12 protein-coding genes are annotated in these 11,565 nt (G+C 75.4%); 7 read left to right on the plus strand and 5 right to left on the minus strand.

All coding sequences use genetic code 11. The annotated features are described in order from the left end of the window. Positions 1–91: 91 nt before the first annotated feature. Together AB0C99_RS38660 and AB0C99_RS38665 are read right to left on the minus strand one after the other, a co-directional pair. Positions 92–928 (minus strand): cytochrome P450, encoded by an 837-nt coding sequence (locus AB0C99_RS38660; protein WP_362485050.1) that lies wholly within the window; start codon positions 926–928, stop codon positions 92–94. A gap of 72 nt (positions 929–1,000) precedes the next feature. Beyond that, positions 1,001–1,345 carry a hypothetical protein gene (locus AB0C99_RS38665; protein WP_362485052.1) on the minus strand — a complete coding sequence of 115 codons (345 nt, stop codon included), beginning with the start codon at positions 1,343–1,345 and terminating at the stop codon, positions 1,001–1,003. A gap of 204 nt (positions 1,346–1,549) precedes the next feature. On the opposite strand from AB0C99_RS38665, the gene AB0C99_RS38670 reads away from it, so the two are divergent. Further along, positions 1,550–1,930 carry a VOC family protein gene (locus tag AB0C99_RS38670; protein WP_362485054.1) on the plus strand — a complete coding sequence of 127 codons (381 nt, stop codon included), beginning with the start codon at positions 1,550–1,552 and terminating at the stop codon, positions 1,928–1,930. 84 nt (positions 1,931–2,014) lie between these two features. Next, positions 2,015–2,482, plus strand: a complete 468-nt coding sequence (locus AB0C99_RS38675) for a hypothetical protein (protein ID WP_362485056.1) — start codon at positions 2,015–2,017, stop codon at positions 2,480–2,482. Positions 2,483–2,494: 12 nt separating this feature from the next. On the opposite strand, the gene AB0C99_RS38680 is transcribed toward AB0C99_RS38675, so the two are convergent. Continuing rightward, positions 2,495–3,208, minus strand: coding sequence for a TetR/AcrR family transcriptional regulator (locus tag AB0C99_RS38680; RefSeq protein WP_362485058.1), 714 nt, complete (start codon positions 3,206–3,208; stop codon positions 2,495–2,497). A 147-nt stretch (positions 3,209–3,355) separates the two neighbouring features. On the opposite strand from AB0C99_RS38680, the gene AB0C99_RS38685 reads away from it, so the two are divergent. Next, positions 3,356–4,591, plus strand: coding sequence for a saccharopine dehydrogenase C-terminal domain-containing protein (locus AB0C99_RS38685; protein WP_362485060.1), 1,236 nt, complete (start codon positions 3,356–3,358; stop codon positions 4,589–4,591). Positions 4,592–4,697: 106 nt separating this feature from the next. Here AB0C99_RS38685 and AB0C99_RS38690 read toward each other — a convergent pair whose 3' ends face one another. Further along, positions 4,698–5,381, minus strand: coding sequence for a DUF6445 family protein (locus AB0C99_RS38690; protein ID WP_362485061.1), 684 nt, complete (start codon positions 5,379–5,381; stop codon positions 4,698–4,700). A 131-nt stretch (positions 5,382–5,512) separates the two neighbouring features. Here AB0C99_RS38690 and AB0C99_RS38695 point away from each other — a divergent pair, with 131 nt between their 5' ends. The 4 genes from AB0C99_RS38695 (at position 5,513) to mgtA (ending at position 10,391) form a co-directional block, all read left to right on the plus strand. Next, on the plus strand, positions 5,513–6,184 hold the full coding sequence (locus AB0C99_RS38695; RefSeq protein WP_362485063.1) for a hypothetical protein: 672 nt from the start codon (positions 5,513–5,515) through the stop codon (positions 6,182–6,184). A 136-nt stretch (positions 6,185–6,320) separates the two neighbouring features. Continuing rightward, positions 6,321–7,370 (plus strand): sporulation protein, encoded by a 1,050-nt coding sequence (locus tag AB0C99_RS38700; RefSeq protein ID WP_362485065.1) that lies wholly within the window; start codon positions 6,321–6,323, stop codon positions 7,368–7,370. Positions 7,371–7,459: 89 nt separating this feature from the next. Next, positions 7,460–7,825: a metalloregulator ArsR/SmtB family transcription factor gene (locus AB0C99_RS38705; protein ID WP_362485067.1), complete on the plus strand. Its 366-nt coding sequence runs from the start codon at positions 7,460–7,462 to the stop codon at positions 7,823–7,825. Beyond that, complete coding sequence (mgtA, locus tag AB0C99_RS38710; protein ID WP_362485069.1) at positions 7,818–10,391, plus strand: magnesium-translocating P-type ATPase; 2,574 nt, start codon at positions 7,818–7,820, stop codon at positions 10,389–10,391. The genes AB0C99_RS38705 and mgtA overlap by 8 nt, the downstream gene beginning before the upstream one ends. Here mgtA and AB0C99_RS38715 read toward each other — a convergent pair. Beyond that, complete coding sequence (locus AB0C99_RS38715; protein ID WP_362485071.1) at positions 10,388–11,272, minus strand: NAD-dependent protein deacetylase; 885 nt, start codon at positions 11,270–11,272, stop codon at positions 10,388–10,390. The genes mgtA and AB0C99_RS38715 overlap by 4 nt on opposite strands. Positions 11,273–11,565 lie beyond the last annotated feature (293 nt).

An 11,565-nucleotide genomic window follows, 5' to 3' on the forward strand; every position in this document is an offset into this window, starting at 1 on the left:
GGCCGCACGAACTCCCACTCGGCATCCGACAGTTCATGACGACGTATCACGACACCATGATCCACCAATGGTGATCATTTGAAGACACCGCCTAGGAGGACGAGCCGGCGTCCGGCGCGCGGTCTCCGTGCAGCCGTACGGGTATCTCCCGCCAGCCCATCGCGATGAACGAGGCCACCTGCCGCAGCTCGTCCGGACCGGTGGCCAGGGTCATGCGGGGGAAGCGCGCAAAGAGCGCCGGGAGCACCGTACGGGCCTCCATGCGGGCGAGCGGGGCGCCGATGCGGCGGTGGACGCCGACGCCGAACGCCAGGTGGTCGTCGCCGTCACGGGCCGCGTCGAAGGCGTGCGCGTCGGGTCCGTGCCGCTCCGGGTCCCAGCCGGCGGCCCCGTAGGTGGTGAGGATGGCGTCCCCGGCGGGGATGGTGAGCCCGCCGACCTGGAGGTCCTCCACGGCGAACCGCAGCGGTACGGCGGCCAGCGGCGGATGGACCCGCAGGGTCTCCTCGATGACGTCGTCCCAGTCGACGGTGCCCGCGCGGACGGCGGCGAGCTGCGCGGGGTCGCGCAGGAGGGCGACGACGGCGTTGCCGACGAGGTTGACGGTCGTCTCGAACCCGGCGCCGATGACGAGCATCAGGGTGCTCATCAGTTCGTCGTCGGTGACGTCGCCGCCCGCCTCCCGGGCCCTGAGCAGGTCGCTGGTCAGGTTCTCGCCGGGGTGGTCCCGTACGTGGTCGAGGAGGGCCGCCGCGACCTCGGGCACCTGCTGCTGGATGAACTCGCCGTGCTCGGGGCTCTCGGGCGTGCCGACGACCGCGTTCATGAGGCGGCGGATCGCCTCCAGCACGTGGTCGGGGACGCCGACCAGTTCGCAGATCACCCGCAGCGGCAGCGGATAGGCGAGCCCCTCGATCAGGTCCACCACCTCGGTCTCCTCGCGGGCCGCCAGACCGTCCAGGAGCGCGGCGGAGACCGACTCGACCCGGGGGCGCAGGAGTTAGGTGCGCCGGTGGGTGAAGGCGGGGGAGACGAGGGCGCGCAGCCGGGCCCGCTGGTCGCCGTAGGTGGCGAGCATGGAGTCGACCGCGGACCAGGTGTGGAGCCGGCCCGAGGCGGGGTTGTCGGGGTAGCGGGGCCACAGGTTCCAGTGCCGCCGGGCGTCGCGGCTGACGTGGGGGTCGAGGATGAGCTGCCGCAGGACGTCGTGCCGGGTGGGCGCCCAGGCGGGCAGCCCGCCGGGCAGCTGCACGGGGACGACGGGGCCGAGGGCCCGGAGCCGGGCGGTCTCGGCGAGGATGTCGCCGCCGAAGGGGTCGATGACGATGCGCGCGCTGGTGGTCACGGGGGTCTCCAGGGGGTTCGCGGCGGCAGCGGCCGGCCGGCGGCGTGGGAGGCACCGCTCAGTGGACCCCCGGTGACTCCGGCGACGCAGCGGGCGGGAGACGGCGGTGCCCGAACGCCCGCGGAACTCTGTACGGACGGGCGTACGCCGGAAGTCCCCTCCGCCCCTGGCGCCCGGGGCGGCGCGTCGGGTTGAGTGGCGGGCATGATCTCCGCAGTGCAGAACGTCGCGATCGACTGTGCCGACGCCCATGGCCTGGCCCTCTTCTGGAGCCGGGCGACGGGCGCCCCGATGGACCCCGGGGCGCGCCCCGGCGACCGGGAGACCCAGGTGACGCTGGGCACGGGCCTGGTCCTCTACTTCAACCAGGTCCCGGAGCCGAAGACGGCCAAGAACCGCGTCCACCTCTGCCTGCGCCCCGACACGACCCGGGACGCCGAGACGGACCGCCTGCTCGCCCTCGGCGCGACCCCCGTAGCCGACCACCGCGAGCCCGACGGCACGGGCTGGCGGGTCCTGGCGGACCCGGAGGGCAACGAGTTCTGCGTGCTGCGGGGGGACGAGGAGCGGGTGGCGGGCGGCTGAGGCGATGGGCGGCATGGCGGAGGGAGAGAGTATGCGACGCGCGGATCAAGGGAGTTGTGTGTGAAGGGAACGAAGGCGGTTTCGGTGCTTTCGGCTCTGGTCGGGGTCGTTCTGCTCGGCACCGGGTGTGCCGGACCTGCGGCGAGCGCGGACCGGCCCGTCTGCGTGGCCGACGGTGTTCCCGATGAGGCGCGCGAGCGGTACACCATCGAAGACCCGCCCAGTCTCACCGGGTTCCGGTTCTGCGAGACTCCGGACGCGGACGGTGCGTCGGCGACCTTGACCTTCGTGGCCACCCCGCGCGAGAGCACCGCCTATCTCGACTCCCTCCACATGCGATGGGATGAGTTCAGGCCGGCCGCACCGGAGAAGGTCCGGGAGCTCGCGCGGGACGGTCAGGCCGGCTGGAAGCTCACGGCGGGGAAGGAGTACCTGGTGAACTGGTACTCCCGTGAGTGGAACGGTTCGTGCCTCGCCGACTACACGGCCTACGTGCCGGCCGGCGAGGACTGGCGGGGCGAGGTGTTCATCGGGGTCTACTGCCAGGTGTGAGGGGCCCTGCGGCTACCCCTCCTCACCCCCCGCCCCCAGCCGGCCCTCCGTATGGTCCAGCAGGGTGTCCAGGAGGAGCGGGTAGGCGCTGTGGTTCATGCGGTCGGCCAGGAGGGGGGCCGTGGCGGCGATGTGGGGGTGGGTGGTGGCGGGGAGGCGGGCGTACGTGGTGGACCACATGTCCTCGTCCGCCGCCCGTGCCTCGTCCTTGATGGTCAGGGCCCCCGCGTCCAGCGCCGCGAACGCCAGGGCCAGGTCGATGAAGGCGTGGTAGACGCCGACCGCGTCCGCGTCCGGGAAGCCCGCGCCGCGCAGGATGCCCAGGACCGTCTCGTCCACGGCGATCTCGCGCGGGCGCCCGGTGACCCGGCTCGCGGTCAGCAGGGCCGCCTGCGGGTGGGCCAGGTACGAGGCGTGGATGGCGAGGCCCAGGGCGCGCAGGTCCGCGCGCCAGGCCCCCGTCGGGGTCCAGCTGTCCAGGGCGCGGCCCATCAGGACCTCGCCGATGGCCCGGGTGAGGTCGTCCAGGCCCGCGAAGTAGCGGTACAGGGTGCTCGGGTCGGCGCCCAGCGCGGCGCCCAGGCGGCGGGCGGTGAGGCCGGGCGCGCCGTGCTCGCGGAGCATCCGCAGCGCCGTCGCCACGATCAGCTCCTCCGACAGGACCGTGCCCTGGCGCGTCGGGCGCCGACGGCGGCGCTCCGCCTCCGGGACCACCTTCTTGGGCATGGGGGGCTTCCTCCGCTCGTGCGCGCGCCGAGGCGCTCCGCGCTTATGCCAACAGCGTAGACCTTAAGGCGCCCGCTCGTGTTGCATCGGCGTGTGCCCCGGCGACCGCCGCCGGGAGCGTCCGAACGTCTAGCCGAGGGGTGTGACATGCGCGTTCTTCTCGTGGGAGCGGGCGGCGTCGGGAGCGCCGTCACCCGGATCGCGGCCCGCCGCGACTTCCTGAGCCACATGGTCGTGGCCGACTACGACCCGGCCCGCGCCGAGGCGGCCGTCGCCGCGCTCGGCGAGCGGGCCGGGGGCCGGTTCAGCGCCCGCCGCCTGGACGCCTCCGACACCGAGGCGGTGCGCCGCGTGCTCGCCGAGGAGCGCTGCGACGTGCTGCTCAACGCGACCGACCCGCGGTTCGTGATGCCGCTCTTCACCGCCGCGCTCGCCGCCGGCGCGCACTACCTGGACATGGCGATGTCCCTGTCCGCGCCGCACCCCACCGCCCCGTACGAGGAGTGCGGGGTGCGGCTCGGCGACGAGCAGTTCGCGCTCGCCGAGGAGTGGCGGAGCTCCGGGCGCCTCGCCCTGGTCGGCATGGGCGTGGAGCCCGGCCTCTCCGACGTCTTCGCCCGCTACGCCGCCGACGAGCTCTTCGACGAGATCGAGGAGATCGGCGTCCGCGACGGCGCGAACCTCACCGTCGAGGGCTACGACTTCGCGCCCTCCTTCAGCATCTGGACCACCATCGAGGAGTGCCTCAACCCGCCCGTCGTGTACGAGAGGGAGCACGGCTGGTTCACGACGGCGCCGTTCAGCGAGCCGGAGGTCTTCGACTTCCCCGAGGGCATCGGCCCGGTCGAGTGCGTCAACGTCGAGCACGAGGAGGTGCTGCTGATCCCGCGCTGGGTGGACGCGCGGCGGGTCACCTTCAAGTACGGGCTCGGCGACGACTTCATCGCCAAGCTGAAGACCCTCCACGAGCTCGGGCTCGACGCGACCGCGAAGGTCACCGTGCCCGGCCCCGACGGGCCCGTCGCCGTCTCCCCGCGCGACGTCGTCGCCGCCTGTCTGCCCGACCCGGCCACGCTGGGCGACCGGATGAGGGGCAAGACCTGCGCCGGGACCTGGGTGAAGGGCGTCAAGGACGGCGCCGCGCGGGAGGTGTACCTCTACCACGTGGTCGACAACGAGTGGTCGATGCGCGAGTACGGTTCCCAGGCCGTGGTCTGGCAGACCGCCGTCAACCCGGTCGTCGCCCTCGAACTCCTCGCCACCGGCGCCTGGAAGGGCGACGGCGTGCTGGGCCCCGAGGCGCTGCCGCCGCGGCCCTTCCTCGACCTGCTCAACGCGTACGGGACGCCGTGGGGGCTGCGGGAGGAGACCCCGCGCCCGTGACCGTCTCCCGGATCCAGCGCGCGTACGCCGGGGCGCCGGTCGCCCGCCCGGCCCGCGCATCGGGGCGGCGGGCCGGAGCGGGGTGGGGCCGGCACCCGGCCGCCGGTCAGGCCATCCAGAAGAAGACCGCCGTCATCCGCTTGTCGGCGAGGGTGGTGCCCCAGTAGCCGGTGGCGCTGTGGATGAGGTTGGCGCTGTACAGCAGGAGGCGGTTGTAGCGGTGCGGGACGGCGACGTCCTCGGTGAAGGAGTCCTCGGGGACGAAGCGGGTGCCGAGGGCCTGGGCGAGGTTGTCGTGGGGCGCGGACACGGTGTTCCCGCCGAGCCCGCCGTCGGGCAGCCGCTGGCGGTAGAAGCTGGTGCCGCAGGTCTTCGGCCCGGCCGGGTTGAGGTAGAGGACGGCGGCGTAGCGGCACATGCTGCGGGAGTCGGTGTGCGGGCGGGGCTCGCACTCGCCCTCGCCGACGACCTGGACGCAGTTGTGGTTGAACGTTCCGCCGGTCGCGGGGTCCCGCAGCGCCCAGACCCGCGCGGCCCCGGTCGCGCGCACCACCAGCCGCTCCACGCGGGCGAGCTCGGCGTCCTCCAGCGCGGGCATGGTGCGCAGCCCCGGCCAGCTCTCGGGCTTGTGCGGGTACCCCTCGGTCCAGTCGGTCCGGGCCAGACTCCGGGCCCGTACGGCGTCGGGGTCGGGCAGCACGTCGTCGAGCACCCAGTAGTCGCGCCCGGGGGTGGGCTTGCGGTAGGGGAGCACGGGGAGCGCCGTGGGGCGCGGGGGTGTGGGGGGCATGGGCCAGAGAGTAGGGGAGGCGTACGCCATCGATATCCCGTGAATCGGTCAATCTTCCGCCAACCCAGGGCCGCCGCCGCGCGAGCCCGCCGCCCGGGGCGTTCGGTGCGCGACGCGGCTAGGCTCGGGCCATGATCCCAGGGAGCGACCACGCGCCGCCGCCGGAACCCGACGCGCTCGACGGCCTGAGCCGCAGGGCCCGTTCGTTCGTCGAGGTGGACGGGTTCCGGGTGCCCGCCGTGGCCCTCGGCCCGTTCCGCGAGCCCTGGCTCCGGCACGGGGTGCCGGCCGAGGCGATCGACCGCGCCGAGGCGTTCCAGGAGCGCTGGGGCGGGCTCGTGCTGCCGCCCGCCCCGTACTACGAGGGCGGGCCGCGCGCCCTGGACGCGGACCTCCCCGAGGGGGAAGCGGCGGAGGGCTGGTGGTTCCCCGCCGGGGTCTGCCGGGTGTCCATGGCCTACGGGTTCCTGATCGGACCGGACGGCTCCTTCGGGATCCACGGCTACCGCTGGGCCCCCCTGCACGCGAGCGTCGAGGGCTGGATCGAGTCGCTGGCGCTGGCCGCCCACGCGCGCCGGTGGGCGCGGACCGTCACCCGGCTCACCGGCGAGGCCGTGGACTCCCTGGACCTCGACGGCTTCGAACCGGTCCCCGAGGTGCGGGGCGTGACCGACGGCTGGTGGCGCGGCGAGGACTCCCTCGTCGCGGTCTACCGGGGCGAGGCCCTGGCCATGGAGGCCCCCCGCTGCGTCGAGGCCCACGTGTACGGCGGCCTGGACGGGCGGCGGCTGACCGGCGGTTGAAGGAAGGGTGATTTTCGGTCGGGCGGGTGACAGGGGGGTTCAATGGGGCCGGGGCGGGTTCCGGGCGATCTATGCTTCTACAGCATTGTAGAAGCGATGTGATGGTCCGTGAGACATGTCAAGGAGTGAACTCCCCATGGTGTTCAAGCGTCTGCTCGGTTCGCTCGGCGTCGGTGGTCCCGCAGTGGACACCGTCCTCGACCCGGGTCCGGTCGTGCCGGGCGGCGTCCTGAGCGGGCACGTACAACTGACGGGCGGTGACGTCGACTTCACCATCGAGCACGTCACCCTGGAGCTCGTCGCCCGGGTCGAGACCGAGCACGAGGACGGCGAGTCCGAGGGCGCCCTGGTCTTCCACCGGCACGTCGTCGGCGGCCAGTTCACCCTCGCGGCGGGGGAGCACCGCGGTGTGCCGTTCTCCTTCCCCGTCCCCTGGGAGACCCCGATCACCGAGCTGTACGGGCAGGGCCTCGGCATCGTCCTCGGCGTGCGCACCGAGCTCGGCGTCGCCTCCGCCCGCGACAAGAGCGACCTCGACCCGCTCACCGTCCGCCCGCTGCCGGTCCAGGAGGCGGTCCTGGAGGCGCTCGGCCAGCTCGGCTTCGGCTTCAAGTCCGCCGACCTGGAGCGCGGCCACATCGGCGGGACCGGGCAGCAGCTGCCCTTCTACCAGGAGATCGAGCTCACCCCGTCGCCGCGCTACGCCCACGAGGTGAACGAGATCGAGCTGACGTTCCTGGCCGGCCCCGCCGGCGTCGAGGTCGTCCTGGAGGCCGACAAGCGCGGCGGGCTCTTCTCCGGCGGCCAGGACGTCCTCACCCGCTACACCGTCGGGCACCACGAGGCCGCCCGCCCCGACTGGAACACCGAGGTCGACGGCTGGATCCGCCGCCTCGTCGAGAACCGCGGCGCCCACGGCGGGTACGGCACCCACGACCCGTACGGGCAGCAGCACGGGTACGAGGGGGCCTACGGCGGCCACGGCGGCCACGGCGGCTATGGCGGTCACGACAAGCACGACGATCACGGGCACCGTTCCGGGCCCGGCATCGGCACCGCCGTCGCCGCCGGCGCCGCCGGGCTCGCCGTCGGCGTCGTCGGCGGCATGGTCGCCGCCGAGGTCGTCGACGAGATCGGGGACTTCTTCGAGGGGGACGAGGAGGACGACGGCGGCGACGAGGGCTGACCCCCGGCGGCCCGCGGCGCCGGGGGTGGGGCCGGGGCTCCGGCCCCCGCCCTAGACTGGGAACCTTCGGACGGACGCGGACAGGGAGAGTGACGGTGGCGGCAGGCCCGGGTGGTTTCGCGGATCCCTCCGCCGAGGTGCTGGCCGAGGCCGCCGCCGCGTTCGGGCTGCTCTCCTCCCCCTCGCGGCTCCACATCGTGTGGGCGCTCGCCCAGGGCGAGAGCGACGTCACCGGGCTCGCCGAGCGGGTGGGCGGCGCCCTGCCCGCCGTCAGCCAGCACCTGACCAAGCTCAAGCTCGCCGGTCTCGTGCGCTCCCGCCGCGAGGGCCGGCGGCAGGTCTACTTCGTGGACGACCCCGAGGTCGTGACCGTGGTCCGCGTCATGGTCGGGCAGCTCACCGCCCGCACCGACCGCACCCCCACCCTCGCGCGGCGCAGCGGAACCGGTGCCTGAGACGGCCGCCCCGGCCGTACCGCCCACCACGCTCCAGGTGCTGCGGCAGCTCGACACCGGCCCGCGCGGCCTCACCGACGCCGAGGCCGAGCGCCGCCTCGCCCGGCACGGGGAGAACGTGCCGCCCGCCCTGCGCCCCGTGCCCCGCGCGCGGCGGTTCCTGCGCAGCCTCCGCGACCCCTTCACCGCCGTCCTGCTCTGCCTCGGGCTCGTCTCGGTCGCCGTCGCCGCCTGGGGCACCGGCGCCGTCATCCTGCTCCTCGTCACCGTCAGCTGCCTGCTCCGCTCCTCCGGCGAGCACCGGGCCGACCGCGCCGCCGCCGGGCTCCGCGCCTCGGTCGCCGGCACCGCGACCGTCCTGCGCCGCCCCGGACCCGGAGCCGCCGAGCCCCGCCCCCGCGAGGTCCCCGCCGCCGAACTCGTCCCCGGCGACGTGATCCGGCTCGGCCCCGGCGACCTCGTCCCCGCCGACGTACGCCTGCTGCGCTCCGGCGGGCTGCGGCTGCACGAGGCGGCCCTCACCGGCGAGTCCGAGCCCGTCCCGAAACAGCCCTTCGACGGCCCGCACGACGGCCGCCACGGCAGCCCGCACGACGGCACCTGCTTCCTCGGCAGCAGCGTCGCCTACGGCAGCGCGACCGCCGTGGTCGTCGCCACCGGCGCCCGCACCCGCTTCGCCGCCGCCCACCGCGCCCCCGGACGGCGCCCCGCCGGCGCCTTCGACCAGGCGGTCCACGGCATCTCCTGGACCCTCATCCGCTTCATGCTGCTCACCCCGCCGCTGGTCCTCATGGCGGGCGCCGCGCTGCACGGGCGGGGCCTGGAGACGCTGCCCTTCGCCGTCGCCGTGGCGGTCGGCCTCACCCCCGAGATGCTGCCCGTCGTCGTCACCACCGTCCTCGCCCGCGCCGCCGCCCGGCTCGCCCGCGAGCACAAGGTCATCGTCCGGCGGCTGCCCGCCCTCCACGACCTCGGCGCCGTCGACGTGCTGTGCCTCGACAAGACCGGCACCCTCACCCAGGACCGGCCCGTCGTCGCCCGCGCGATCGGCGCCGACGGCCGGGACGACCCCGAGGTCCTGCACTGGGCCGCCGTCAACGCCTGGTGGACGCTCCAGCTCGCCGAGCTGCCCACCCCCGACGCCCTCGACGAACCGCTCCTGGAGGAGGCGGTCCTCGACGCCGCCGAGCGGGCCGGACCCCTCGACTGCGAGGGCGTCGCCGCCCTGCCCTTCGACCCGGCCCGCCGCCTCGCCACCGCCGTCGTCCGCCGCCCCGGCCGGCTCGGCACCGACACCCTCGTCGTCAAGGGCGCCGTCGAGAGCGTCCTGGAACGCTGCGCCCTCGACCCCGCCGACCGGGCCCGCCTCCTCGCCCTCGCCGCGCGCGAGGCGGACACCGGCGCCCGCCTCCTGGCCGTCGCCCTCGCCGAGCGCCCCGCCCGGCACCGCCCGTACACCCCCGCCGACGAACGCGGGCTCGGCTTCCTCGGCTTCGTCGTCCTGCGCGACGCCCTCGCCCCCACCGCCGCCCGCGCCCTCGGCGCCCTCGCCGCGCGCGGCGTCGCCGTCCGCGTGCTCACCGGCGACCACCCCGGCACCGCCGCCCACACCTGCCGCGCCCTCGGCCTCGACCCCGGCACCGTGCTCACCGCCGCCGACCTCGACCGGCTCGACGACACCGCGCTCGCCGAGGCCGCCCGCCACACCACCGTCTTCGCCCGCTGCGCCCCCGAGCACAAGGCCCGCGTCGTCGCCGCCCTGCGCGCCGACGGTCACGTCACCGGCTTCCTCGGCGACGGCGTCAACGACGTGCCCGCCCTGCGCGCCGCCGACGTCGGCATCTGCCCCAAGGGCGCCGTCGCCGTCGTCCGCGACACCGCCGACCTCGTCCTCGCGGAGAAGGACCTCGCGGCCGTCGACCACGCCGTCACCGCGGGCCGGCACGCGGGCGGCGGCATCGCCGCGTACCTCCGCATCACCCTCTCCTCCAACCTCGGCAACGTCATCGCCATGCTGGCCGCCGCGCTCCTGCTGCCCTTCCTGCCGATGCTCCCGGCGCAGGTCCTGGTCCAGAACCTCTGCTTCGACGCGGCCCAGCTCGCCTTCGCGTACGACCGGCCCGACCCGGCCGCCCCCGACGCGCCCACCCGGCTGCGCCCGCGCGGCTTCCTCCGGCTCATCACCGGCTTCGGCCTGCTCAACGCCGTCGCCGACGTGGCCACCTTCGCCGTGCTCCTCGTCACCACCCGGCACGCGGCCGACCCCGAGGGCGTCTTCCACGCCGGCTGGTTCACCGAGAACCTGCTCACCCAGGCGCTCGTCATGCTCCTGCTGCGCGGCGCCCGCCCCGGCACCGCGCCCGGACCCGTCCGCTACGCCGCCTGCGCCCTGGCCGCGACCGGGCTGCTGCTGCCGCTGTCCCCGCTCGGCCCGCTCCTCGCGATGGCCCCGCTGCCGGCGCCGTACTACGCGCTGCTCGCCGCCGTCCTCGCCCTGTACGCGCTCGCGCTCCGCGCCGCCCGCACCCGCCACGAGGCGCGGCGGGAGTGTGACGACAGGCCCTAGTCCAGCGGCACGCCGAGCCGCTCCGCCACCCCGCCGAGGGTCTCGCCCAGGGGCAGCGCGACCCGGGTCTCCGCGTACGTGTCGCCGCGCGTCGGGTCGCGGTTGACGATCAGCACCGGCTTGCCCGCCTCCGCCGTCTGGCGGACGAAGCGGAGCCCCGACATCACCGTCAGCGAGGAGCCGAGGACCAGCAGCGAACGGGCCTCGCGGACCAGCCGGCGGCAGTGCTCGACGCGGTCCGGCGGGACGTTCTCGCCGAAGAACACCACGTCCGGTTTGAGGATCCCGCCGCAGCGCTCGCAGGGCAGCACCCGGAAGTCCCCGACCTGCTCGTCGGTGAGGTCCGTGTCCCCGTCGGGGTTGGTCGCGGCCGGCACCGGCGCGAAGCCGGGGTTGGCCTCCTCCAGCCGGCGGGCCAGCTCGGCGCGCGCGCTGACCGCGCCGCATCCGAGGCAGACGACCCGGTCCAGGCCGCCGTGCAGCTCCACGACGCCGTCGCTGCCCGCGGCCTGGTGCAGGCCGTCCACGTTCTGCGTGATGACGCCGGACAGCAGGCCGTGCCGTCCGAACGCGGCGACCGCCCGGTGCCCGGCGTTCGGGCGGGCCCGCCCGAAGGTGCGCCAGCCGAGGTGGCCGCGTGCCCAGTAGCGGCGGCGGGCCCGGGGGTCGCCGACGAAGTCCTGGTAGGTCATCGGGGTGTGCCGGGTCAGGCTGCCGCCCTCGCCCCGGTAGTCCGGGATCCCCGACTCGGTGGAGATCCCCGCCCCGCTCAGGACGAGCACCCCGCCCCGGCGCAGCGCGTCCGCCACCGGCCGGGGGTCGGTGGTGCCCGGCGGCAGACCGGCGGGCGGGGTCCAGGTGAGCGTGGGGCGCGTACGCATGGTGCCAGGGTACGGGCGCGGGGGCGGGACCGCCGGGTCCCGCCCGGGGCCCCACTGCCGGGGGCCCTGCTGCCCGGCGCCCTGCTGCCCGGCGCCCTGCCGCCCGGGCCTCGCCGCCCGGGCCCCTGCGCCCGGGCCCCTGCGCCCGGGCCCCGCCGCCCGGCCCCGCCCCCCCCGGACCCCCGACGCACGGCGGCGCCGTGTCACGGACCCAGGATCAGCTGAGCACTCATGGCCGCCCGCTCAGGAGACGGTGGGGGCGGGGGACGGGCCGGTGTGGCCCTGCTCCGCGC

It is taken from the genome of Streptomyces sp. NPDC048659 (genome assembly GCF_040650575.1).
Lineage (GTDB): Bacteria > Actinomycetota > Actinomycetes > Streptomycetales > Streptomycetaceae > Streptomyces.